At 39.1% G+C, this 22,719-nt stretch carries 28 protein-coding genes; 25 read left to right on the top strand and 3 right to left on the bottom strand.

Annotation, left to right across the window (positions count from 1 at the left end; genetic code table 11):
* Positions 1–44 precede the first annotated feature (44 nt).
* The 7 genes from NE257_RS02755 to NE257_RS02785 all read left to right on the top strand — a co-directional run bounded on the left by NE257_RS02755 (position 45) and on the right by NE257_RS02785 (position 5,933).
* Entirely contained in the window at positions 45–1,100 is a 1,056-nt protein-coding gene (locus NE257_RS02755) for a hypothetical protein (protein WP_251885744.1), read from the top strand.
* Positions 1,087–2,346 (top strand): tetratricopeptide repeat protein, encoded by a 1,260-nt coding sequence (locus tag NE257_RS02760; RefSeq protein ID WP_251851347.1) that lies wholly within the window; start codon positions 1,087–1,089, stop codon positions 2,344–2,346. The genes NE257_RS02755 and NE257_RS02760 overlap by 14 nt, the downstream gene beginning before the upstream one ends.
* Before the next feature lie 10 nt (positions 2,347–2,356).
* Complete coding sequence (locus NE257_RS02765; RefSeq protein WP_007208642.1) at positions 2,357–2,893, top strand: YpiB family protein; 537 nt, start codon at positions 2,357–2,359, stop codon at positions 2,891–2,893.
* A gap of 50 nt (positions 2,894–2,943) precedes the next feature.
* Positions 2,944–3,273 carry a nucleotide pyrophosphohydrolase gene (locus NE257_RS02770; RefSeq protein ID WP_040367366.1) on the top strand — a complete coding sequence of 110 codons (330 nt, stop codon included), beginning with the start codon at positions 2,944–2,946 and terminating at the stop codon, positions 3,271–3,273.
* Positions 3,270–4,490 (top strand): CCA tRNA nucleotidyltransferase, encoded by a 1,221-nt coding sequence (locus NE257_RS02775; RefSeq protein ID WP_251854329.1) that lies wholly within the window; start codon positions 3,270–3,272, stop codon positions 4,488–4,490. Before NE257_RS02770 ends, NE257_RS02775 begins: the two co-directional genes overlap by 4 nt.
* A 97-nt stretch (positions 4,491–4,587) precedes the next feature.
* Positions 4,588–5,043, top strand: a complete 456-nt coding sequence (locus tag NE257_RS02780) for a hypothetical protein (RefSeq protein ID WP_007208639.1) — start codon at positions 4,588–4,590, stop codon at positions 5,041–5,043.
* 131 nt (positions 5,044–5,174) lie between these two features.
* Complete coding sequence (locus NE257_RS02785) at positions 5,175–5,933, top strand: DNA/RNA non-specific endonuclease (protein WP_251885745.1); 759 nt, start codon at positions 5,175–5,177, stop codon at positions 5,931–5,933.
* A 26-nt stretch (positions 5,934–5,959) separates the two neighbouring features.
* On the opposite strand, the gene rpmG is transcribed toward NE257_RS02785, so the two are convergent.
* Complete coding sequence (gene rpmG, locus NE257_RS02790) at positions 5,960–6,109, bottom strand: 50S ribosomal protein L33 (RefSeq protein ID WP_040366810.1); 150 nt, start codon at positions 6,107–6,109, stop codon at positions 5,960–5,962.
* A 194-nt stretch (positions 6,110–6,303) separates the two neighbouring features.
* Between rpmG and NE257_RS02795 the strand changes: the two genes are divergently transcribed.
* The 6 genes from NE257_RS02795 to NE257_RS02820 all read left to right on the top strand — a co-directional run bounded on the left by NE257_RS02795 (position 6,304) and on the right by NE257_RS02820 (position 9,673).
* Complete coding sequence (locus NE257_RS02795) at positions 6,304–6,870, top strand: 5-formyltetrahydrofolate cyclo-ligase (protein ID WP_040366807.1); 567 nt, start codon at positions 6,304–6,306, stop codon at positions 6,868–6,870.
* Positions 6,867–7,547 (top strand): rhomboid family intramembrane serine protease, encoded by a 681-nt coding sequence (locus NE257_RS02800; protein WP_007208635.1) that lies wholly within the window; start codon positions 6,867–6,869, stop codon positions 7,545–7,547. The genes NE257_RS02795 and NE257_RS02800 overlap by 4 nt, the downstream gene beginning before the upstream one ends.
* A gap of 26 nt (positions 7,548–7,573) precedes the next feature.
* Positions 7,574–7,777, top strand: coding sequence for a YqgQ family protein (locus NE257_RS02805; RefSeq protein ID WP_040366804.1), 204 nt, complete (start codon positions 7,574–7,576; stop codon positions 7,775–7,777).
* Positions 7,778–7,780: 3 nt separating this feature from the next.
* Positions 7,781–8,746 carry an ROK family glucokinase gene (locus NE257_RS02810; RefSeq protein ID WP_251885746.1) on the top strand — a complete coding sequence of 322 codons (966 nt, stop codon included), beginning with the start codon at positions 7,781–7,783 and terminating at the stop codon, positions 8,744–8,746.
* Positions 8,747–8,760: 14 nt separating this feature from the next.
* Positions 8,761–9,156: a rhodanese-like domain-containing protein gene (locus NE257_RS02815; protein ID WP_007208632.1), complete on the top strand. Its 396-nt coding sequence runs from the start codon at positions 8,761–8,763 to the stop codon at positions 9,154–9,156.
* Between the two features lie 70 nt (positions 9,157–9,226).
* On the top strand, positions 9,227–9,673 hold the full coding sequence (locus NE257_RS02820) for an 8-oxo-dGTP diphosphatase (protein WP_412338722.1): 447 nt from the start codon (positions 9,227–9,229) through the stop codon (positions 9,671–9,673).
* A gap of 47 nt (positions 9,674–9,720) precedes the next feature.
* Here NE257_RS02820 and NE257_RS02825 read toward each other — a convergent pair whose 3' ends face one another.
* Positions 9,721–9,888 carry a DUF3042 family protein gene (locus NE257_RS02825; protein WP_071859015.1) on the bottom strand — a complete coding sequence of 56 codons (168 nt, stop codon included), beginning with the start codon at positions 9,886–9,888 and terminating at the stop codon, positions 9,721–9,723.
* Positions 9,889–10,056: 168 nt separating this feature from the next.
* On the opposite strand from NE257_RS02825, the gene galE reads away from it, so the two are divergent.
* The 7 genes from galE (at position 10,057) to argS (ending at position 17,134) form a co-directional block, all read left to right on the top strand.
* Positions 10,057–11,046, top strand: a complete 990-nt coding sequence (gene galE / locus NE257_RS02830; protein WP_040366802.1) for a UDP-glucose 4-epimerase GalE — start codon at positions 10,057–10,059, stop codon at positions 11,044–11,046.
* 1 nt (position 11,047) lies between these two features.
* A complete protein-coding gene (locus tag NE257_RS02835; RefSeq protein WP_143139647.1) occupies positions 11,048–12,232 on the top strand; it encodes a hypothetical protein in 1,185 nt (394 codons plus the stop codon).
* Between the two features lie 94 nt (positions 12,233–12,326).
* Positions 12,327–13,046: a tRNA (adenosine(37)-N6)-threonylcarbamoyltransferase complex dimerization subunit type 1 TsaB gene (gene tsaB, locus NE257_RS02840; protein ID WP_007208627.1), complete on the top strand. Its 720-nt coding sequence runs from the start codon at positions 12,327–12,329 to the stop codon at positions 13,044–13,046.
* Complete coding sequence (gene rimI, locus NE257_RS02845) at positions 13,030–13,563, top strand: ribosomal protein S18-alanine N-acetyltransferase (RefSeq protein ID WP_040366800.1); 534 nt, start codon at positions 13,030–13,032, stop codon at positions 13,561–13,563. Before tsaB ends, rimI (NE257_RS02845) begins: the two co-directional genes overlap by 17 nt.
* Positions 13,560–14,033: a ribosomal protein S18-alanine N-acetyltransferase gene (gene rimI / locus NE257_RS02850; protein ID WP_007208625.1), complete on the top strand. Its 474-nt coding sequence runs from the start codon at positions 13,560–13,562 to the stop codon at positions 14,031–14,033. Before rimI (NE257_RS02845) ends, rimI (NE257_RS02850) begins: the two co-directional genes overlap by 4 nt.
* A complete protein-coding gene (gene tsaD / locus NE257_RS02855) occupies positions 14,026–15,048 on the top strand; it encodes a tRNA (adenosine(37)-N6)-threonylcarbamoyltransferase complex transferase subunit TsaD (RefSeq protein WP_007208624.1) in 1,023 nt (340 codons plus the stop codon). Before rimI (NE257_RS02850) ends, tsaD begins: the two co-directional genes overlap by 8 nt.
* 394 nt (positions 15,049–15,442) lie before the next feature.
* Positions 15,443–17,134 (top strand): arginine--tRNA ligase, encoded by a 1,692-nt coding sequence (gene argS / locus NE257_RS02860; protein WP_007208623.1) that lies wholly within the window; start codon positions 15,443–15,445, stop codon positions 17,132–17,134.
* Between the two features lie 108 nt (positions 17,135–17,242).
* Here argS and NE257_RS02865 read toward each other — a convergent pair whose 3' ends face one another.
* Positions 17,243–17,710, bottom strand: coding sequence for an arginine repressor (locus tag NE257_RS02865; RefSeq protein ID WP_040366795.1), 468 nt, complete (start codon positions 17,708–17,710; stop codon positions 17,243–17,245).
* 249 nt (positions 17,711–17,959) lie between these two features.
* Between NE257_RS02865 and rpsB the strand changes: the two genes are divergently transcribed.
* From rpsB to NE257_RS02890, 5 genes are all read left to right on the top strand, one after another.
* Positions 17,960–18,748: a 30S ribosomal protein S2 gene (rpsB, locus tag NE257_RS02870; protein ID WP_040366793.1), complete on the top strand. Its 789-nt coding sequence runs from the start codon at positions 17,960–17,962 to the stop codon at positions 18,746–18,748.
* A gap of 104 nt (positions 18,749–18,852) precedes the next feature.
* The gene (gene tsf, locus NE257_RS02875; protein ID WP_007208620.1) at positions 18,853–19,734 is read left to right on the top strand and encodes a translation elongation factor Ts; all 882 of its coding nucleotides are present in this window, start codon (positions 18,853–18,855) and stop codon (positions 19,732–19,734) included.
* A 147-nt stretch (positions 19,735–19,881) separates the two neighbouring features.
* Positions 19,882–20,604, top strand: coding sequence for a UMP kinase (pyrH, locus tag NE257_RS02880; RefSeq protein WP_251885747.1), 723 nt, complete (start codon positions 19,882–19,884; stop codon positions 20,602–20,604).
* Between the two features lie 2 nt (positions 20,605–20,606).
* Complete coding sequence (gene frr / locus NE257_RS02885; protein WP_007208618.1) at positions 20,607–21,164, top strand: ribosome recycling factor; 558 nt, start codon at positions 20,607–20,609, stop codon at positions 21,162–21,164.
* Between the two features lie 311 nt (positions 21,165–21,475).
* Positions 21,476–22,702 (top strand): aminoacyltransferase, encoded by a 1,227-nt coding sequence (locus NE257_RS02890; protein WP_251885748.1) that lies wholly within the window; start codon positions 21,476–21,478, stop codon positions 22,700–22,702.
* The last annotated feature ends 17 nt before the right edge of the window (positions 22,703–22,719 follow it).

A 22,719-nucleotide genomic window follows, 5' to 3' on the forward strand; every position in this document is an offset into this window, starting at 1 on the left:
TTTTGGCAGCGAACATGGTATACTGATGCTAAAGGGGTGAGGAGATGGACACACAGTTTGTTGTAGGATCTTTCGAGTCGACGATTCATTACGGACAGACGTTCTTTCAAACATTTACACCGACGCAGTTTAAGGGGAAACACCTTATCTTCTTTGCCAACCAACAATACTATGAATCATTTGCCAATCAAGCGACGACCTTTTTTGAGCATACTGACATGGATTGGTATATTTTATCAAATCAACGAAATTGTCACACGGTCAATGAGATGCTTGAAGGCTTAAAATTTTTGGCAAAATTTAATCGATCTGAGTCCTATGTGTTTGTTTCATTTGGAAACAAAGGTGCGATTCAACTGACTAGTTTTTTTCATCAATTTAGTCCGCTCTCTTCGGAATTTTTGGCGATTTGTTTGTCGCTTCAGTCCTTTTCAGTTGCGTTAACAAAAGAACGATTTTTAATCCAACCACCATTTTTGAAAAGTCTAATTTGGGAAAATTTACCGCAAGCTAGTTATGTATTCTTACCAAAAGATGCCGTATCATTGGGAGAGAGGCTGTCAGATTTTCTCGTACTCTTACGAATCGCACTAACGGATGATACAGTTTACACCCAGTTACAGGAGCGCTATCCGAACAAAGAGCGACTAGTAAAAGAGTCGTATATGAACTACATAGAATTTATTACTCAATCTTATGCAACCAATACTTACCCATTGACACAATATGGGAGTTGGTTTGAAGAAATACTGTACGAAACAGAAAACAGCCATGTTCTTTCAGCTGAAATGAAACATTATTTAGGGTTTCTCTTTCATTTTATCTGGAATTGTGTCACAATCGAAAAATCGGAATTATGTAAAGATGTTTTAGGTTGGATGAGGACATTAGGCTTTCCGATAAACGTGCCTGATTCATTTGTCGTTTCAGATTTTTTAGTCAAAGCAGCCCAGGAAAGCAAAAATACACCCCGCCTTGTGCAGGTGGATTTTTTTACCAAGAATTATCAGCTCATTGCACCCAATGAAGAACAATTTATTGATGTGTATCAACTTTACCAGCATGTAATAGAGGAGGAACCATCGAGTGACAGAAAGTGAAAAAGTATTAAGTGCCATCGAAAAGGATGATTTGGCAAGCGCGCAAGTTGCCTTGCAAAAAGCATTGCGGTCAGATTCCGAAGCGAGTTTGGCAGAACTAGGGGAAGACTTGCAGCAATTAGGCTTTTTGGAGGAAAGTAAGGAAGTCTTTACTCATTTAGCTAAAAGTCATCCTGAAAATGACGGGTATTTTTTGCCTTTAGCAGAAATTGCCATTGAAAATGATGAGATTGAACTAGCCTTTGAAGAACTAGAAAAAATACCAAAAACAAGTGAAAATTACTTGGATGCTTTATTGGTCACAGCCGATTTGTATCAACTACTATCTATTCCTGAAGTAAGTGAAGCGAAACTAAAGGAAGCACAGACAATCGCGCCAAATGAAGTCTTAATTGCCTATGCTTTAGGTGAATTGTATTTGTCTACGGATCAATACCAACAAGCTTTAAATGAATTTGAACAAGTCAAAGAAAAAAATACCAATCCGAATTTATCTGAAGATCTCTTGGATGAAAAAATTGGCTATAGTTTAAGCATGCTAGGAGAATTTGAAGCGGCAGTTCCCTTTCTAGAGCAAGCAGTGACAGTGAAAGAAACGGATGAACGACTATTTCATATCGCTCTCGTACTCCTCCAGCTAAAGGAAAATGAGCAAGCTATCTATTATTTACAAAAATTACGTACCTTAAATCCCCAATACCAAGCCGTCTATTTACAATTGGCGCAAGTATTGCAAGAGGAAGAGCAGATTGACGAGGCCCAACTCGTGATTGAAGAAGGTATTCATGAGAATCCTTATCAAGTCGAATTGTATTATTTTGCTTCTGAAAATGCCTATCGTTTACACGATACAAAAAAAGCTGAGACATTTTTGACCGATGCGCTTGAAATAGGTGAACGGACAGATGATACGTTACTTTTACTTAGCAATCTTTACGTTGAAGAAGGGTTTTATGAAGAAGCACTCGCAGCCATTGATCAAATGGAAAATCAAGATCAGCCATTTGCTCTTTGGAATCGTGCGAAGGCCTACAATGAGCTAGAAGAATTTGGCGATGCAGCTAAGTACTATGCCCTAGCAAATGATCATTTGCATCATGAAATTGATTTTATGAAGGAATATGGGCTGTTCTTAAGAGAAGAAGGCCGCCTAGATGAGGCAAAAGGTCTGCTTACTCATTATCTAGCCCATGAACCGGGTGATTTAGAGATTCAGTCGATACTAGATGATTTATCTGAAAGATAGGTGAATAGAAATGGTTGATTTAAATGAGAAAAAACAGTGGCTGAAATGGTTGTTAGCATATGGTCCTTTCCAGCGACGTGAAATCTTGTGGATTTTAGACTATTTGTTGCATCACGACAATATTTTAGCGAATATCAAAATTGTGGAGCATGCCGATGCAACAACTCGTGGCTTAGTCCTTATGCCCAACCAATCATCTGAAGACGCTTTGACTCTTTATTTGAATGGCCATCTGTTTCATGATCCAGATCAAATTTTCCATGAAGTTCGCTTTAATTGGAAACAACCTCTTTTTTTGGAATGCCCACTACCGAAATCTTGGGAACTTCCTGAATACCTAGCAGTATTGGAGGATAATCCTTATCGTCGTTGGAATGATAATTTGACAGAAGGTACGTGTGAGGAAGTCGACTTATTCATAGAAAACCAAGAAAAAGCCAGTGAACGCCATCATCTAATCGAAAAAATTAATGCGGCACTTGATGCAAACAACCGTGAATCATTTGATGATTTTTCAAAACAATTGCTTGAATTGGATAAAAAATGAAATAAAGCAAAGAGGTGAAATACTTGGAATCAAAAATAACACTTTCTGAGATGCAAACAACAGTTGATGACTATATCCGTCAATTTAAAACCGGCTATTTTGGCCCTTTAGCGCAAATGGCGCGCCTAACAGAAGAGATGGGGGAGCTTGCTAGAGAAATTAATCATCACTATGGGGAGAAGCAAAAAAAGGCGACTGAGCCAGCGAAAGCTATTCCTGAAGAAATGGGTGATGTCTTAATTGTCTTATTAATGATGGCCAATTCTTTGGACATTGATCTGACTGAGGCATTTGAAAAAAATATGGACAAATTCCAAAAAAGAGATCAATTTCGCTTTGAGCGTGTCGATGGCCGAGTAGGAGAGAAAAAAGAAAAATGACGGAATTACATTTACCAAGTGAATTTATCAACGCACAACCGGTCTTGCAAAAAATACAAGCAGCTGGTTTCGAAGCTTATTTTGTGGGTGGCTGTGTACGAGATGTCTTATTGCATCAATCGATTCACGATGTAGACATTGCTACAAGTGCGTACCCTAGTGAAATCAAAGAGCTTTTTAGTCGCACGATTGATATTGGCATTGAGCATGGGACGGTGTTGGTACTTTGGCATGAGGAGCAATATGAAGTGACGACGTTTCGTACAGAGTCGACCTACCAAGATTTTCGTCGGCCTGATCAAGTTACTTTTGTTCGCTCACTTGCTGAGGATTTAAAAAGACGTGATTTCACGATGAACGCATTAGCTTTAGCGGAAAATGGCACTATTATTGATTTATTTAACGGGCTAAGCGATATTAATCAAAAAGTTGTCCGGGCAGTGGGCGATGCCAATGAGCGATTTCATGAGGATGCGTTGCGCATGATGAGAGGCTTGCGTTTTATTAGTCAGTTAGACTTTACGATGGCACCCGATACGCTAGCAGCGATTGAAAAACATAGTCAACTGTTATCTTTTATTTCCATCGAACGTATTCGTATTGAGTGGGAGAAATTAGTATTAGGTAGAGCAAGAAATAGAGCTTTACGCCTTTTTCTAGCAACCAATTGCTTTTTGTATTGTCCACAGTTTGAACAGCAGATTGAAGGACTTCAAAAATTTATTGAGTTACCTGAAAAGCAACTGACTGAGGTTGAGGCTGCCTGGACGTTGCTGATGGATTGTTTAGATGTACCCGAAAGACAGTTTGTGGCATTTTTTAAAGAATGGAAGCTGTCTAATGACACCATTAAGCAAATTCAAAAAACATATCAAGGCTTGCAATTTCGCAAACACTTTCCTTGGAATCGCTGGATGGTCTATACTTTGGGCGCGGAGGTAGTATTGCGAGTTGAATCGCTACTAGCTTATTACAATCTTGAGCAATCCTTTGTAGCCATCGAGGAGCTTGTCCAACTATTGCCAATTGAATCTTTAAAAGACTTACAAGTAAACGGTCATGACTTGCAACATACGTTTCAAAAGAAACCGGGAAAATGGCTAAGTGATACCTTACATTTTTTGGAAAAACAAGTTGTCGAAGGAGCCGTGGCGAATCAAAAAGTGGAACTATTACAAGCGGCTGAGAACTATTTAGCGGGAATCTGTGAAAAGTGAGCAAATTTTTTAGTAAAACGCTTCGTTTTCACATGCAACATGCTCCGGAGTGTGCTAAACTAAATGTGTAAAAAGTAAATGGTAAGGAGTGTTTTAAATGTCAAGAGAAATGAAAGCATTGAAATTTCTTTTCCGTAATGGAGAAACATGGACTGTAGAGCGTCGATTCATCGGTGACCTATGGATTAAACAAATTACTTCTAGCTTTGGTCGCATCAACGGCGGCGAATTCGTTGAAATTCATCCTTGTGCTGGTTTCAAAATTGAAATTTTCACTGAGGGCGACCATGTAGCAACACATGATATTAATTTAGGTGGACTAGAATTAGGAATGTTTGCACGAGCACTTAAATACCAAGACATTGAACGCATGGAAATTTTGTATAAAGCAGGCACACCTGACTTGATCTATTTCCCATACAAAGATACAGACGGCGATGGATTAGACAATGAGTACCAATCTACAAAAGTAAGTGAATCAACTAAAAATCTATACATTGTCATCGATCCTGAAAAGACAGTAGAAGATTTTTATGCTGACGAAATCAAATAAGTAAAGTTAGACTGTTACAAACCGAATGGCATCCAAAATCCGATTGATAGGCGATGACTTCAGTACTTCAGAAGTCATCGTTCTCTTTTTCGGATTTTTTTGTCGCTAACTGGAGAATAAGGTGTTAAGAAATGAATCAGAAACAAGCAAAGTCAAACTTGAAAAAAGGGATATATGTCGCAATTGGACTTCTCCTATTTTTCATTAGTTCAGGAAAAATTGCTTATGATAATTGGTCGATCGATGATGCTATCCAAGTTGCGGATCAAGTCCTTTCTGGCGAAAAGCTAGCGAAAAACTATGACCATCTTGTACAATTACCTGACTACGATGGGACCAATCAAGTTGTAAAGCTCAATAACAACCAACCGTATTTTGACCAAGCTGATTTATCAGTCGAGAAAAAAGGATGGCAAACCTTTTCAGATTTAGATCAACTCAACCGAGTAGGGGTAGCCAATGCACTCTTGCATAAAAGTATGATGCCTACCAAGGAAAGAGAGTCCATTTCATCCATCTATCCCACGGGCTGGAAGCAAAAAAAAATTAGTAATCAACAAATGCTTTACAATCGTTCGCATTTGATTGGCTTTCAATTTACAGGGGAGAATACCAATGCCCGTAATTTATTTACTGGAACAAAAGCGCTCAATCAGGATCAAATGACCAACTATGAAAATGCCATTGCGCAGTATTTGAGAAAAACGGGCAATCACGTGCGTTACCGTGTGACACCATACTTTAAAGGTGATGAGTTGGTTGCTCGCGGTGTTGAGATGGAAGCGAAGAGTATTGAAGATGATGACATTGAGTTGAATGTATTTATTTATAATATTCAGCCGGGCTACACGATTGATTATCAAACAGGTTACTCAACGAAGACAAAATAAAAAAGCCATCACCGATGGCTTTTTTATTATTTTGTTTCGCGGTGCAAAGTAACTTTGCGTTCACGTGGACAATATTTTTCTTTTTCCAAACGATCAGGGTTGTTACGTTTGTTTTTGCTTGTTAAGTAATTACGTTCTTTACAAGAAGTACATTCTAATGTAATGTTTACGCGCATGTTCATTTCCCTCCCTTAGCAATAAATATAACTAAGATATCTCTCAGACTTAAATATCATAGCATGATTTAATGCAGATTGCTAGTCTTTTGACGAAATTTGTTAAGTAGTTTTACTTGACGACGAAAAAACAAAACTATTTGCGTTTTCTACTTACAAACATGGTAGAATAACAATCAAGTGAGGTGGAACGTGTGACATCAAAAAAAGAATTACGAAAAGAAAAATTGCAAGCACTGAAACATTTTTCTAATCAGACGAAAGAAAAAGAACTGTTAGAAGCACAGCTGATCAATCAATTGCTGACAAGTGAACGCTGGCAGCATGCACAAGTGATAGCGCTCTATCAATCGATGGCACATGAATGCAATACGAAAAGTCTACTTGCTGCAGCATGGCGTGAAGGCAAAGTAGTCGTTTTGCCTCAGACTGGGAAAGCAAGACAGATGAGGTTTGTCCGTGTATTGCCAACGACTCTTTTCACACTGACCGCATTCGGAGTCGAAGAACCGGATTCTGAGCAAGTAATTGAAAAAGAAGCCATTGATTTAATGGTCGTCCCTGGTGTCTGTTTCACATTAGATGGTAAGCGTATTGGCTATGGTGGTGGATTCTATGATTGCTATCTTGAGGATTATCGTGGAGCAACAGTTAGTCTAGCCTTTCCATTCCAGCTTGGAGCAGAGGACGACTGGCTTAGTGACGAACATGATCAGCTTATTCAAAAAATAATAACAGTGAATCGGGAGGAACAGCGATGAACGAGTATCGTTTACGGCAGTTTAGAGGTCAGCCTTTTTTTACTTGGCTATTTTTAGGAATTCAGACGTTGGTATTTTTAATTGGGTACTTCTTGCCCAGTATCCCTTTAGAAAGTAATGGCGTTTTATATGGACCAGCCATTGCCTTTTTACATCAGTATTGGCGTTTTTTGACACCAATCTTTTTCCATTTTGGCTTAATGCATTTTGCCGTTAATTCTGTGGTATTGTACTACATGGGTGAGCAGATTGAAGCCATTTATGGCCATACCCGCTTTTTTATCATCTACTTAGTGACAGGAATAATGGGAAATTTGATGAGTTTTGCCTTTAATACGGCGGGGATTATTTCAGCGGGGTCAAGTACGGCCTTGTTTGGATTGTTTGGGTCATTTATAATTTTAGGATTTCATTTGCGCCACAATCCGGCTATCGAAGGGATGGTCAAACAGTTTACGTTATTTTTGATTTTGAGTTTTGTTTTCGGTATGTTTGACCAGTTGATTGACATCTGGGGCCATGTCGGTGGCTTGATTGGTGGTGTATTGATTGGTAATATCATTGGCTTACCAAAACCAGCAAAAAAATATTCGATTCATATCCGTATTTTGTCGCTCCTCATTTTGGTATTTTTTGTGATATTATGTGTAATGTATGGTTTAAAAAAATATGGATAACGAGTATAATATTCAAGGAGTACATGATGAAAACGTTATATGATGTGCAGCAACTTTTAAAACAGTTTGGAATAATCGTCTATGTTGGCAAACGAATTTATGATATTGAGTTAATGATGCTTGAGGTAAAAAATATTTATGAGCGTCGTTTAATTGATAAGGACACTTACTTAACAGCATGGCGCATTCTAAAGCGGGAACATCATATTGAAGAAAGCCGAGGAGAATAGTAGATGGATAAAAAAATTATTGGCATTGACTTAGGTGGTACGACAGTAAAATTTGCAATCTTGACAGCGCAAGGAGACGTTCAACAAAAATGGAGTATTCCTACCAATATTTTGGATGATGGAACGCATATTGTGCCAGATATTATTGCATCAATCAATCATCATATGGAACTATATGGTCTTACAAAAGATGACTTTTTGGGCATTGGCATGGGAACGCCAGGTAGTGTTGATCGCCATTTAGGAACAGTGATTGGTGCTTACAATTTAAATTGGAAAACGACACAAGCAATTAAAGAAGCAATTGAGTCAAAAACAGGTATCCCATTTGCAATCGATAATGATGCCAATGTCGCTGCTTTAGGCGAACAATGGAAAGGTGCTGGGGAAAATAATCCCGATGTTGTCTTCGTTACTTTAGGGACTGGTGTTGGCGGTGGTGTAATTATGAACGGCCAATTGCTTCATGGAGTCGCTGGTGCTGCGGGTGAGATTGGCCATATTACCGTTGATCCAGATGGTTTTGAGTGCACATGTGGCAAGAGAGGCTGTCTAGAGACTGTGTCTAGTGCGACAGGTGTTGTCCGTGTTGCTCGCCATCTTTCAGAGGAATTCGCGGGGGATTCTGAACTGAAGAAGCAATTGGACAATGGTGAGTCGATCACAAGTAAAGATGTCTTCGTAGCAGCAGAAGCGGGTGATCTGTTTGCCAATATGGTCGTAGATAAAGTCTGTTATTACCTTGGTCTTGCGATAGGCAACATTGGCAATACGTTAAACCCTTCAAGTATTGTATTAGGTGGTGGCGTATCGGCTGCGGGCGAATTTTTGCGTAGCAGAGTAGAGAAGAACTTTTTACAATTTGTCTTTCCACAAGTTGGAGAATCAACCAAAATTAAATTAGCCGAATTAGGCAATGATGCCGGTGTCATCGGTGCAGCCTCACTAGCAATGAAGGTAGAAAAATAAAAGGAGTCAGATAAATGAATTTTTTGAATGGATTAAGTATTGTTTTAGCGACCATTTTAGTAGTGATGGGATTAAATTGGTTGTATTATTATATTTTAGGGAAACGGTCGGCTACGATGTTATCCCAAGAAGAATTTCAAGAGGGGATGCGTAAAGCGCAAGTCATCGATGTCCGCGAAAAAGATGCCTTTCAAGCAGGACATATTTTAGGGGCTAGAAATATTCCATACACGGTCTTGAGTCAATCTTATGCATCCATTCGAAAAGATATGCCAATTTATTTATACGATGGTACGCGCGCATTAAGTGTCCGTACAGCGAATAAATTACGAAAAAAAGGCTATCAAAATATCTATATCTTAAAAGATGGTTATGATAGCTGGACAGGGAAAACAAAACAAAAATCTTAATGAAAAAGCAGTCTGAGATGCATCTAGTGTGTTCGGCTGCTTTTTTACTACAATGAAAAGGAGAAGAACGATGGAAACGGTCGAATTAACCAATATGTGCATGATTGAAAATCAAAAGGGACAAGTAGTTGTCCAACTTCGTAAAAAGAAAGACTGGCCGGGACTGACATTTCCAGGCGGACATGTCTTACCTGATGAGTCATTTCATGATGCTGTTGTAAGAGAAGTGTATGAAGAGACAGGCTTAACAATTTCTTGTCCTAAGCTTTGTGGGATAAAACAATTCAAAACATCAGCTGGCGTTCGCTATATGGTTTTATTTTATCGGACCAATTCATTTGTGGGAGAACTGACTGAATCGATTGAGGGCCCGGTATTTTGGCTAGAGCCAAATCGCATTCAGGAGTACCAAGTTGCTCCTGATTTTCTAGAAATGTATCAAGTTTTTTGCTCAGAGACTCTTTCTGAGTTTTTTTATCAAAAAAAAGGCGATGGATGGAACATTCAATTATATTAAAAAGCTCGCTTCACTTGTGTCTGTGCACAAATGAAGCGAGTATATGTTTATCTAGCGCGACTTTTACGGTTTGCTTTGCGACGATTTGCTTCAATCATTGCTTCTTTCTTTTCGATTGGTTCAATGACTGTTTTTTTAATTGCTGAAACAACACCGACTGTTGCGGCGATTGTTGCAAATGTGCCGGCAAAAAAACCTGATGTAAATTTTTTCATCTCATCCACCTCACTTTTCTCACTTTTTATTATGAATGAAAAGGGATTTTTTGCAAAGTGAAAACCATTCGTGGCTAAGAAAATGTTAAAAAAATTTGCAAAATAGAATTGATGTATCAATCGCAAAGCGCTATGATATTTAGTGAACTATGTTTAGGAGGGAAAAAAATGACGATTTTAGTTTTAGGTGGAGCTGGCTACATTGGCTCGCATGCAGTAGACCAATTGATTACCAAAGGGGAGAAGGTAGTCGTAGTCGACAATCTTTTAACAGGACACCGGAAAGCCGTTCATCCTAAGGCAACATTTTATGAAGGAGATGTTCGCGACAAAGCCTTTTTGCAAGACGTTTTTTCAAAAGAGGCGATTGATGGAATTCTTCATTTTGCAGCAAGCTCACTTGTGGGTGAATCAGTAGAAAAACCATTAAAATACTTTAGCAATAATGTTACTGGTATGGAGATTTTGCTAGAAGTAATGCATGAGTCCAATGTGAAAAAAATCGTATTTTCTTCAACGGCAGCTACATATGGCGAGCCTGAAGTAGTCCCTATCTCTGAAACAAACCCAACAAACCCAACCAATCCCTACGGCGAAAGCAAATTAATGATGGAAAAAATGATGAAATGGTGTGATGGTGCATATGGCATGAAGTATGTTGCTTTGCGTTACTTCAATGTCGCAGGGGCCAAACAAGATGCATCAATCGGTGAAGACCATACACCTGAAACACATCTAGTCCCAATTATTTTGCAAGTGGCATTGGGTCAACGTGAAGAATTAAAAATCTTTGGTGATGATTACGACACACCAGATGGTACGTGTATCCGTGACTACGTGCATGTCGAAGATTTGATTGCGGCTCACTTGCTAGCATTAGACTACTTAAGTGCGGGTAATCCAAGTGCTGCCTTTAATCTAGGATCAAATACCGGATATTCAGTGAAAGAAATGCTTGATGCGGCTCGTAAAGTGACCGGCAAAGAAATCCCAGCTACGATTGCGCCACGAAGAGCAGGAGATCCAAGCCGTTTGGTCGCTAGTGCTGACAAGGCGAGAAGTGTCTTAAAATGGAACCCTCAACTAACAGATATTGAAGAAATCATTGAGACTGCTTGGAATTGGCACCATACACATCCAAATGGTTACCAAAACTAATATGACAGATCAGATGGGTCAAGTCATTGTCGATTTTACAACAATAGCCATTCAAACAGGTGGTTGGATGGAGATGGATCGTCTCTATTTATACAATCGCCTAAAGACTATGAGTGGTTATTCGGGTGAACTAAGTCAACCTGTTCATGCAATCAATGCTAATGAGGCACCAGAGTTGGCTGCTCAGTTGACGGAATGTTACTTTCAACAAAGCAAACAAGATCAGGTATCTGAAGTGGAATGGAAAAAAAAGTTAGTCGATTTCCTAGATTTGCTTACACCACCGACTTCCGTTGTGAATGCATTGTTTGCAAAATACTATGCCAAAAGTCCCAAAGAAGCGACAGATTATTTTTATCAGCTAAATAAAATAACTGGCACGATTCAAAAAGTAGGAGAGCTTATCGATGAACCACTATTTGATAAAGCTCAGTTCAAAGCATGCATTGTACCAGATGGCGCTATGGAAAAAGCGTTTGATGCAGACTATCGATTTGATATGGAAGGCTCATGTGGAGCGACGACAGAAGAGATTCATACCAATCGCCGAATGATTCGGATGAATTTGCAAGGAGAGTCTTATGGATTTCACTATCTAAGTGATGAGATACTTGCTGAAGAATTTACTGTCATTGCTGAAAAAGAGCAGTCGTTATCCTTGCACGCCAAGTTAAGTCATTTAGGTCGGTTGGTGGAGCTTTTTCCACATTATTTTGTGGCGACAAACAATGGGAACAATCAAGAGCGGGTTGGTGATCAATACCGAGGTGCAAGTGATCCGTTACCGATTTACCAAGCTTCTACAAAATTTCAATGCAAGTTACCGTTCTTTCCCGAGGTGGCTGTCACGGCTTTGAATTGGCCAGTGCCAGTTTTGCGTATACAGGCAACGAACCAACACGCTTTGTTAAAGACTGCAGAGTACGTGATTAAAGCCTTGCAACAAGGGGAACAAATCGGTGATGCAAACAATTCGCTTCATCTAGCAACAGCTTCCAAAGATGTCTTGCTCTTAGCAAGAAAAAGTGACTCTGGTCACGAGTTGTATGTCGCCTTTCACTCTGAAAAAACATTGACGGAAGTACAAGCATTGGGTGCATTTGGAATACTGGTTATGCCAAATGCTTCAATCGCAGATCACAAACGATTCATACAGCAGTTGAACGGTACGTTTCACACGTTTTAATAAAATAGCACATGGCGACTCTAGGAGTGGTTCTGTGCTATTTTCTTTTTGTGTGGTAGAATATGGAAGAAATTGAAGAAGGTGGAACAAACGAATGAAACAATTGGCAATTGATACATCGAATCTGACAATGGCATTAGCAGTTGCAAAAGAACAAGTCATCTTAGGTCAAATTCAAACGATGGGCAACAAAAATCATAGCGTCTCTTTGATGCCTAGTATTGATTATTTGGTGAAAAGTGTAGGCTGGAAGCCCAACCAAATCGAAGAAGTCCTTGTGGCAATTGGACCTGGTTCGTATACAGGATTAAGAATTGGTGTTACGACAGCGAAAATACTTGCGAGTAGCTTAAATTGCTCATTGAAGGCAATCTCTAGTCTAAAAGTCTTAGCAGCAAATGTGCGTGTCCAAGATGCTATTATTGTCCCGCTCTTTGATGCACGGAGACAAAATGTCTATGCAGGGGCGTATAAATGGCAAGAAGATCAATTAGTGGCGGTGATTACCGAAGCACACTACTCATTAAGCCAACTGATTGATTTAGTGAAGGCTTATGACAACGTCCATTTTGTCGGCCAGGATATAAAAAAATTTCAACAAGAAATTTTAGCGAGCATACCTAAAGCCATCTTTGCAACGGATGAGTTGTCCAATTACCCGACAGCAGTGCGTTTGATCGAGTTGGCAAAAAACGAAGTGACTGTTGATCCGTTGTCAGTAGTGCCACAGTATTTAAAACGAGTTGAAGCTGAGGAAAAATGGTTAATCGATCATCAAAATGAGGAAAAACAAAGCTATGTGGAAAAAGTTTAAAGCCTTTTTTAAACAGTTGTTACCCAAACAAGCAATCCCATACATAGATGAACTAAAAACGAAGCAAGCGCACTATCAATTTAGGGAAGTGATGGTGTCGGATATTAAGGAATTATTACAGCTTGAAAAAATTGTTTATGCAGGTGAGACACCTTGGACGAAGAGTGCCTTTTTACTTGAATTTTATTCCAAGCAACCGCATTTGTATTTAATTTGTGAATGCGAAAATCATTTAGTTGGTTTTGCGGGTATTCGGCTATTTGGTGGTGATGGTCACATTACTAATATTGCAGTGCACCCAGATCATCAGAATCAAGGAATTGGCAAATGGTTCTTGGAAGAATTAATCAGACATGCCAAAGCAAGTGGTTGTGATACTGTATCTTTAGAGGTGCGGGTGAGTAATCTCGATGCACAGCGCTTGTATCGTCGACTAGGCTTCGAAGCGCAAAAGATTAAGCCAAATTATTATCAAGAAATAGCAGAAGATGGAGTGGATATGCTTAAGCGCTTATGAAAATCAAAACTTTGACGGATTACCCAGATCAAGAGGCTCTGGCACGCCAGCTCGAGGAGCTAGTCGAGACGGCATTTACTGAGGGTGTTTCTTGGAATTATCAAGCTTTTATAAGTGATTTTCACTCGCAATTTGCTCGCTATTTTTTGCTAGAAGAAGACGGAAACATTATCGGCCTAGTCAACGGCCATCAGCTGTTTGATGAGTTTGAGTTATTTTTACTTGCCATCCATCCTGATTTTCGCAAAAAAGGCTTAGCGACTTGTTTATTTCAAAGCATGGAGGATCAACTTCAAAGGCAAAAGGTGCAGCAAATCTTACTAGAAGTGAGAGCATCAAATCAGCGAGCCCTTAAATTATATGAGCAGTTCTCGTTCGAGCGTTATCACATTAGAAAAAATTATTACGAACAACCAGTAGAGGATGCTTGGTTGTTGCGAAAGAGAGTGAAGGAACAGACCCATGGATGAATTAATTCTAGCAATTGAAAGTAGTTGCGATGAAACTAGTGTGGCAATTGTTAAAAACGGTTCGACCATTCTTACAAATATTATCGCCTCACAAATTAAAAGCCATGAGCGCTTCGGTGGAGTAGTGCCAGAAGTAGCGAGTAGACACCATGTGGAGCAAATTGGTTATTGTATTCAGGATGCGTTAGAGGAAGCCGATGTTTCACCAGAAGAGTTGGCTGCCGTTGCAGTTACAAAAGGCCCCGGCTTAGTAGGCGCACTATTAATAGGAATTACAGCCGCCAAAGCCTTTGCTTGGGCTAATGACCTACCTTTGATTGGTGTGAACCATATGGCAGGCCATATTTGCGCTGCTCGCTTTGTTACAGAGGTGACATATCCAGCGATGGCGTTGCTTGTCAGTGGCGGACATACTGAATTGGTCTATCTACCTGCTGAAGGCGTGTATGAGATCATCGGTGAAACAAGAGATGACGCAGCCGGCGAAGCATACGATAAAGTCGGAAGAGTCCTCGGACTAACTTATCCTAGTGGCAAAAAAATTGACGAACTCGCACACAAAGGAAAAGATACCTATCATTTTCCGCGTGCGATGTTGAATGATGATACGTATGATTTTAGCTTTAGCGGACTGAAGAGTTCTTTTATTAATCTGGTTCATAATGCGCAACAGCGTCAAGAAGAATTAGATCAAGTGAACTTGGCAGCCAGCTTTCAAGCGAGTGTGGTCGATGTATTAGTTACTAAGACGATTCGTGCGTGTCAAGAGTTTCCGGTGCAACAGTTAATTGTTGCTGGCGGTGTCGCAGCCAATCAAGGACTAAGAGAGCGATTAGCAGAAACGATAAAAACGACCTTACCAAATGTCGAATTAATCTTCCCGCCGTTAAAACTTTGTGGCGACAATGCAGCAATGATTGGTTCGGCAGCTTCTATTGAACGAAAAAAAGGACACTTTGCGGACTTAGCATTAAATGCTGAACCAAGTCTTGCTTTTGAGCGATATGAAAAGTAAGACTTTGAGTGAACGAAAGGTTCCATTGGTATAAAGGTGTCGGTTATCCAAAAGGGAAAAATTAACTACTCATCGTAAAACCATTAGCCTCCAAAATATTTCCGCACAAAACTTTGAGGGTAGCAAAATCATACGTCCTTTGGTATAATCGTAACAGTTTCATAAATGATTCAATGACGAAGAGAAGTACATTCTAATCATAGAGCGAATTCAGGCCGGTGCAAGCTGAATACTAAGAGAATGAAAACGCACTTTAGAGAATCAACGGTAGCTGCCGTTAGAGCAAAGTAGGTCTGTTAAGCAGACAAGTAGAGTGGTACCGCGGGAATCTCGTCTCTAGCAATTGGATGATTGCTAGAGCTTTTTTTGTGAACAAATCTGAAGGAGGAACAAAATGAATAACAAAGTAATCGTTGCCGAAGTATTACATGAGCAGCTAAAAAATGAACTATCTTATGATCAAATTCTAGCTCTATTAGAAAATCCCAAATCCGTCGATCATGGTGATGTTGCCTTTCCGACATTTTTACTGGCAAAAGCCTTTCGTAAAGCGCCACAAGCCATCGCTGGCGAGTTAGCTGAGCAATTAACGAGTGAATATGTTGAGAAAGTCGAAGCAGTTGGACCCTATATCAACTTCTTTATGTCTAAAAAAACCATCAGTCAAGCCATCTTGCATGAGGCATTAGTTGCTGACAGTCATTATGGGGACTCATCAATAGGAAATCATGAAAGTGTTCCGATTGACATGTCTTCACCAAATATCGCCAAGCCTATCTCGATGGGTCACTTGCGTTCGACTGTAATCGGCAATTCTTTAGGGTTTATTTTAGAAAAAGTTGGTTACCAACCCATCCGGATCAATCACTTAGGAGACTGGGGGACACAGTTTGGTAAGTTGATTGTTGCTTATAAAAAATGGGGCTCTGAAGAAGCGGTCAAAGCGCAACCAATCAATGAACTACTACGTCTGTATGTGGAATTTCATGAGCGCGCCGAAGAAGATAAGGCCTTGGAAGATGAAGCAAGAGCTTGGTTTAAAAAATTGGAAGAAAGTGATGAAGAAGCCGTTCATTTGTGGAAATGGTTCCGTGAAGAATCACTAAAAGAATTCAATAAAATCTATACGATGCTTGAAGTTTCGTTCGATTCTTATAATGGTGAAGCCTTCTACAATGATAAAATGGATGAAATTGTTACATTGTTAGAAGAAAAACACCTGTTGCAAGAAGATCAAGGTGCGGATATTGTGGACTTAAGTCAATACGACTTAAACCCTGCACTTATTCGTAAATCAGACGGAGCGACACTTTATATTACGCGTGATATGGCAGCGGCATTGTATCGCAAACGGACGTATCAGTTTGCAAAATCACTTTATGTTGTTGGAAATGAGCAAACTTATCACTTTAAACAACTAAAAGCAGTCCTAAAAGAAATGGGCTTCGAATGGTCAGACGATATGTATCATGTCCCATTTGGTTTAATTACGAAAGATGGTAAAAAATTATCTACTCGTAAAGGGAAAATTGTTTTATTAGAGGAAGTATTAAACGAAGCTGTAGCCTCTGCGCAACAGCAAATCGCTGAAAAAAATCCTTCGTTAGCCAATAAAGAAGAAGTGGCAAAACAAGTCGGTATTGGTGCCGTGGTTTTCCATGATTTAAAAAATGATCGCTTAAATAATTTTGATTTCACATTAGAAGAAGTCGTTCGTTTCGAAGGAGAGACCGGTCCATATGTTCAATATACCCATGCAAGAGCTATGAGTATTTTGACAAAAGCTGCATTTACGTTTAATCCTGATGCAACCTATGCACTAGCGGATGATGCTAGCTGGGAAGTAGTGAAGCTAATCCAAGCGTACCCTGATGTTGTTCAGGCTGCAGCAGATAAATATGAACCATCTGTCATCGCGAAACATGCAATCAAATTATCGCAAGCATTCAATAAATACTATGCAAACACGAAAGTATTAGCTGAAGACGGCGAAAAAGACTCACGCCTTGCATTAGTAAAAGCAGTAGCGATACTATTAAAAGAAGACTTACGCTTATTGGGACTACACGCACCAGAAAAAATGTAAGACTGAGATACAATCAAATAGACCCTACCATCCAGAAGGTGTTTCGCAAACATTTGGATGGTAGGGTCTATTGTCTTCTAGCGGTTCTATCTTAGACTTATTTAGTGATTACAAGGCGATTTGTTGATTAAAGAAATCGGCGACGGCTAGTGCATCATCATTTGACTTAGTAATAATGACAATGGTGTCAAAACCAGCGATGGTCGCAACTTTGCCCGGAAGCGGGTAATCATCGAGACTTGCGGACAAGAGTTGTGCATTATTAGGAAGTGTGTGAAGCACAGTTAAAAATTGTGCGACATCTACTTTCGTCACAAATTCGTTCATTTGTCGGAATAATTCTTGGTGATCGGTCTGTTCCTCAGTTGCAGAGACTTCCGTAAACAATTCAAAACGCACAAGACCATCCTTATCGGCCTTCTTAACGATTTTTAAGTCGCGAATGTCTCGGGAAATGGTCGCTTGGGTCGCAGTAATATTCAGCTCTTTCAATTCAGCTAATAATTCCTCTTGGGTACGAACGGTTTTTTCTTGAATAATTCGTTTAATCACTTGATGACGTTCGGATTTCCTCATATGTGTTCTCCTTTGCATAAAAATTCATTTTTATTCTATCAAATCATATCAAAAATTTATTGAAATGAACAGAAAAAGAAAGAAAAGAATTGCTTGCAATTAGTCGATTGTTCAAGTATAATTTATCAGGTGTGATAGATTCACACAAATCCACATCTTATCCTGTCCGAAAAGTGGTGCTGATATTCAGTTCTTTGAGGAGTCATGGGAGAAGAGAGGAAAACAAAAACCAATTGGAGGAAACAAAAAATGGCAGTAATTTCTATGAAACAATTACTAGAAGCCGGCGTACACTTTGGTCACCAAACTCGTCGCTGGAACCCAAAAATGAAGAAATACATCTTTACTGAAAGAAACGGTATCTACATCATTGACTTACAAAAGACAGTGAAATTAGTAGATGCAGCTTATGACTACATGAAAGCAGTCGCTGAAGACGGCGGAATCGCTCTTTTTGTAGGAACAAAAAAACAAGCGCAAGAAGCAATCAAAGACGAAGCAATTCGTTCTGGTCAATACTATGTTAACCACCGTTGGTTAGGTGGAACATTAACAAACTGGGAAACAATCCAAAAACGTGTGTCTCGTTTGAAACAAATCAACAAAATGGAAGAAGACGGTACTTTTGAAGTCCTACCTAAGAAAGAAGTTGTAGGAATCAAAAAAGAACGCGAACGTTTAGAAAAATTCTTAGGCGGTATCGCTGACATGCCTCGTATTCCAGATGTAATGTACATTGTTGACCCTCGTAAAGAACGTATTGCAGTTCAAGAAGCTCAAAAATTAAACATTCCAATCGTGGCTATGGTTGATACAAACTGTGACCCTGATGAAATCGATGTAGTAATTCCTTCAAATGACGATGCTATCCGCGCCGTGAAATTAATCACTGCTAAAATGGCTGACGCATTTATCGAAGGTAACCAAGGTGAAGATCAAGTAGTTGAAGAAGACTTTGTAGCTGAATCAGAAGGCGAAGCAACTTCAATCGAAGAAATCGTAGACGTAGTTGAAGGCGATAACGAATCAGCAGAATAATTCATATTCATTGGAGCTGTTTCAAAGGCTAGGCGTAAGCCTGTTGCTCCTTTGAAACAGCTCTTTTTAAAAAGAACGAATGACATTTAGGAGGAAAACTAAAGATGGCTCAAGTAACAGCAAAATTAGTAAAAGAATTACGTGACATGACTGGTGTCGGCATGATGGATGCCAAACGCGCATTAGTTGAAGTAGAAGGAAGCATTGAAAAAGCAGTTGATTTATTACGTGAAAAAGGTATGGCGAAAGCTGCTAAGAAAAACGACCGTATTGCAGCAGAAGGTTTAGCTTCTGTAGCAGTAAAAGGCAACGTTGCTTCAATCGTTGAAATTAACTCTGAAACAGACTTTGTTTCTAAAAACGAAAAGTTCCAAGAATTAGTTAAAGAAATCGCAGAATTAGTTGCAGAACACAAACCAGCTGACTTAGAAGCTGCTATGAAATTACCAACAGCTAAAGGAACTATCGAATCTGATTTAATCGAAGCAACACAAGTAATTGGTGAAAAAATCAGCTTCCGTCGTTTTGAAGTTGTTGAAAAAGATGACAATTCAGCATTTGGTGGTTACCTACACATGGGCGGACGTATTGCTGTATTAACTGTCCTTGAAGGAACAACTGACGAAGCATTAGCGAAAGATGTTGCCATGCACGTTGCTGCAATCAACCCTCGCTACGTAAACGAAGCACAAATTCCTCAAGCAGAACTTGATCATGAAAAACAAGTTTTAACTGAACAAGCGTTAAACGAAGGGAAACCAGCGAATATCGTTGAAAAAATGGTTGTCGGCCGTCTAAACAAATTCAAAGCTGAAATTTCATTAGTAGACCAACCATTCGTTAAAGATCCAGACGTGACTGTTGCAAAATATCTTGCAGCAAAAAATGCTACAGTAAAATCATTTATCCGTTTTGAAGTTGGCGAAGGTATCGAAAAACGCGAAGATAACTTTGTTGAAGAAGTTATGAGCCAAGTGAAAAAATAATTCTGTTCTCAAAACAGAAGGGAACGCATGGAAATGCGCTCCCTTTTTTTTAAGAAAATAGTATTTTTTCTAAAACGTTCATTAAATCAGACGTGTAAAAAAAGTATATGGTAAAATAGAAATAGCATTAAGACGGAGGAATTAGGCATGGTAAAACCAAAGTATAATCGAGTAGTATTAAAATTAAGTGGTGAAGCATTAGCAGGTGAAGAAGGATTTGGTATTAACCCACCGACTATCAAAGAGATTGTCAAAGAATTAAAAGAAGTTCATGATTTAGGTGTGGAATTGGCAATCGTTGTCGGTGGTGGCAACATTTGGCGTGGTCAAATTGGTGCTCAAATGGGTATGGAACGCGCTCAAGCCGATTACATGGGCATGTTAGCAACTGTTATGAATGCACTGGCTTTGCAAGATACGCTTGAAAACGAAGGTGTACCAACACGCGTACAAACATCGATTGAAATGCGCCAAATTGCCGAGCCTTATATTCGCCGACGTGCTGAACGTCATCTTGAAAAAGCACGGGTAGTAATTTTTGCCGGTGGAACAGGTAACCCTTATTTTTCTACCGATACTACAGCTGCGCTACGAGCTGCAGAGATTAATGCAGATGTTATTTTAATGGCTAAAAACAATGTTGATGGTGTCTACTCAGCCGATCCAAAAGTTGACAAAGCGGCAATAAAATTTGAAGAATTGACTCACTTAGAAGTTATTGCCAAAGGTCTACAAGTGATGGACTCGACTGCAAGCTCACTAAGTATGGACAATGATATTCCGTTATTGGTATTCAATTTGAATGAACCAGGCAATATTCGTCGTGCAATTTTAGGGGAACATATTGGAACAACTGTAAGGGGGAAATAGTAATGGCAGATGCAATTTTAAATGAAATTAAAACAAAAATGGAAAAAACAGCTGAAAATCTACAACGTGAACTTGGACAAATCCGAGCAGGTAGAGCGAATGCAAGCTTACTTGATCGCATTTCAGTGGTGTACTATGGTGCGCCAACACCGATTAACCAATTGGCTTCAATCACAATTCCTGAAGCCCGTATTTTAATGATTACACCTTTTGATAAGTCAACATTAAAAGATATTGAAAAAGCAATTTTAGCTTCTGATATCGGTATCAATCCGACAAGTGACGGTAACGTGATTCGTTTGGTCATTCCTCAATTAACGGAAGAACGCCGAAAAGAATTAGTCAAAGAAGTGAAAAAAGAAACAGAATCAGCAAAAATTGCTATTCGTAATGCGCGCCGTGATGGGATGGATTCATACAAAAAGCAACAAAAAGCCGGAGACATCACGGAAGATGATTTGCGTACATCAGAAAAAACAATTCAAGAGCTAACTGATGCAAGCATCAAAGAATTAGATAAAATCGCAGCAAGCAAAGAAGAAGAATTATTAGAAGTATAATTTAACTTCCTTTAGCAATCGATTGAGCATCCGAACGTTTAGCGAAATAGCCTAGGTGCCATTTTAAAGTGGTACATTCCTTTGGATCATCTTGCTATTTCTCGTTCGGGTGTTTTTTATTTGGTCATCATGTCTTTTGATGAGGTACATAATAGCTAATTCAAGAACATTCATTGCACTTTCTTATTTTTTTCTTAAAAAAATAGCTAAAGTTCTTTGAATAGATCGTATTACTGGTTTATTTTCAATTAGATATAGCATAAAATGAAAGCACGGACAATTTTGAAGTTGATATAAGTGAGGAGAACGCAGTGGAATTTGTACACTTAACAGAACAAGAATTTATGGCGTTTGAACAAGCTCATCCGCTTGGTATGTTTATGCAAACGAGTTACCAACATGACCTAGTTGAGAAACGTCATTGGAAATCCGAATATGTCGGCGTGAAAGAAAAGCAACAAATTATAGCCGCGGCGCTTTTAAATAGTACTTCGATTTTTTTAGGAAAAGTTTTTGAAGTGGCAGGCGGACCGGTCATGGATTTTTCCAACGAACAATTAGTTGGGTTTTTTTTAGCAGAATTAAAAAAATATGCAAAAAAGAATAAGGGATTATTGTTAAAAATTGTCCCCAATCTTCATTCGGAAAAGTTTGATGATGAAGGAAAGATAATTGAAAAACTTGGCCAAGAAGCGGACAAAAATCTTAAGGCGGCTGGTGCAGTCTATGACAAGCATCAACCAATCGTTAGTTATGAGTTTATTAAAGATCTAGCCAATTTAGACGAAAAAAGTTTGATTGCTTCCTATAAAAAAGATGGCAAATATTACTTAAATAAAACCAAAGATTTTGGTATTCAATACCGGGAGCTTACTTATGAGGAATTACCATTATTTAAGCAATATACGCAATCGACCGCTGATCGGATTGGATTTAAAGATAAAGACTTGGCGTATTATCAAGAAGCGTTTGAAACATATGGCGATAAGGTGAAGTTTATTGTAGCGGAACTAAATCTAGTTAACTACCAAGCCAGTCAAAGCGAAGTGATGGGCGCCATTCAACTAAACATCGATAAGCTTGAGGCGGACTTACAAGAAAAACCAAATCACAAAAAGAAAAGAAATCAATTAAAAGAATTACAAGACCAGTTGAAACAACATCAAAAACGAATCAATGAAGCTAGTGAGCTGGTCCAAAAGCATGGTGAGACCATCATTTTATCTGGTGCGATGTTTATTATTCAACCACAGGAAGTGACCTACTTATTTAGTTTTACTAATGAAGAGTTTAAAAAATATTATGGTCCTTATGGTATTCAGCACCTAATGATGTCATATGCTGTGGCGCATCAAATTCCGCGATACAATTTTTATGGTGTGCAAGGAGTGTTTGATGGGTCTGATGGCGTTTTACGATTTAAGCAGTCATTTACTGGCCATACTTACAAATATTTGGGTATCTATACAATTATTACGAATCCATTTAAATACCGATTGGCGTCAAGTATCAAAAAAATACTAGGTAGAGCCGACTAACAAGTGATAGGAGCGAA

This window comes from Enterococcus italicus, assembly GCF_023743875.1.
Taxonomy (GTDB): domain Bacteria; phylum Bacillota; class Bacilli; order Lactobacillales; family Enterococcaceae; genus Enterococcus_G; species Enterococcus_G italicus.

Coding starts and splice junctions, on each gene's coding strand:
- NE257_RS02755 (WP_251885744.1), top strand. CDS start 45: ATGGACACACAGTTTGTTGTAGGATCTTTCGAGTCGACGATTCATTAC.
- NE257_RS02765 (WP_007208642.1), top strand. CDS start 2,357: ATGGTTGATTTAAATGAGAAAAAACAGTGGCTGAAATGGTTGTTAGCA.
- NE257_RS02770 (WP_040367366.1), top strand. CDS start 2,944: ATGCAAACAACAGTTGATGACTATATCCGTCAATTTAAAACCGGCTAT.
- NE257_RS02775 (WP_251854329.1), top strand. CDS start 3,270: ATGACGGAATTACATTTACCAAGTGAATTTATCAACGCACAACCGGTC.
- NE257_RS02780 (WP_007208639.1), top strand. CDS start 4,588: ATGTCAAGAGAAATGAAAGCATTGAAATTTCTTTTCCGTAATGGAGAA.
- NE257_RS02785 (WP_251885745.1), top strand. CDS start 5,175: ATGAATCAGAAACAAGCAAAGTCAAACTTGAAAAAAGGGATATATGTC.
- rpmG (WP_040366810.1), bottom strand. CDS start 6,109: ATGCGCGTAAACATTACATTAGAATGTACTTCTTGTAAAGAACGTAAT.
- NE257_RS02800 (WP_007208635.1), top strand. CDS start 6,867: ATGAACGAGTATCGTTTACGGCAGTTTAGAGGTCAGCCTTTTTTTACT.
- NE257_RS02805 (WP_040366804.1), top strand. CDS start 7,574: ATGAAAACGTTATATGATGTGCAGCAACTTTTAAAACAGTTTGGAATA.
- NE257_RS02810 (WP_251885746.1), top strand. CDS start 7,781: ATGGATAAAAAAATTATTGGCATTGACTTAGGTGGTACGACAGTAAAA.
- NE257_RS02815 (WP_007208632.1), top strand. CDS start 8,761: ATGAATTTTTTGAATGGATTAAGTATTGTTTTAGCGACCATTTTAGTA.
- NE257_RS02820 (WP_412338722.1), top strand. CDS start 9,227: ATGGAAACGGTCGAATTAACCAATATGTGCATGATTGAAAATCAAAAG.
- NE257_RS02825 (WP_071859015.1), bottom strand. CDS start 9,888: ATGAAAAAATTTACATCAGGTTTTTTTGCCGGCACATTTGCAACAATC.
- galE (WP_040366802.1), top strand. CDS start 10,057: ATGACGATTTTAGTTTTAGGTGGAGCTGGCTACATTGGCTCGCATGCA.
- NE257_RS02835 (WP_143139647.1), top strand. CDS start 11,048: ATGACAGATCAGATGGGTCAAGTCATTGTCGATTTTACAACAATAGCC.
- tsaB (WP_007208627.1), top strand. CDS start 12,327: ATGAAACAATTGGCAATTGATACATCGAATCTGACAATGGCATTAGCA.
- rimI (WP_040366800.1), top strand. CDS start 13,030: ATGTGGAAAAAGTTTAAAGCCTTTTTTAAACAGTTGTTACCCAAACAA.
- rimI (WP_007208625.1), top strand. CDS start 13,560: ATGAAAATCAAAACTTTGACGGATTACCCAGATCAAGAGGCTCTGGCA.
- tsaD (WP_007208624.1), top strand. CDS start 14,026: ATGGATGAATTAATTCTAGCAATTGAAAGTAGTTGCGATGAAACTAGT.
- argS (WP_007208623.1), top strand. CDS start 15,443: ATGAATAACAAAGTAATCGTTGCCGAAGTATTACATGAGCAGCTAAAA.
- NE257_RS02865 (WP_040366795.1), bottom strand. CDS start 17,710: ATGAGGAAATCCGAACGTCATCAAGTGATTAAACGAATTATTCAAGAA.
- rpsB (WP_040366793.1), top strand. CDS start 17,960: ATGGCAGTAATTTCTATGAAACAATTACTAGAAGCCGGCGTACACTTT.
- tsf (WP_007208620.1), top strand. CDS start 18,853: ATGGCTCAAGTAACAGCAAAATTAGTAAAAGAATTACGTGACATGACT.
- pyrH (WP_251885747.1), top strand. CDS start 19,882: ATGGTAAAACCAAAGTATAATCGAGTAGTATTAAAATTAAGTGGTGAA.
- frr (WP_007208618.1), top strand. CDS start 20,607: ATGGCAGATGCAATTTTAAATGAAATTAAAACAAAAATGGAAAAAACA.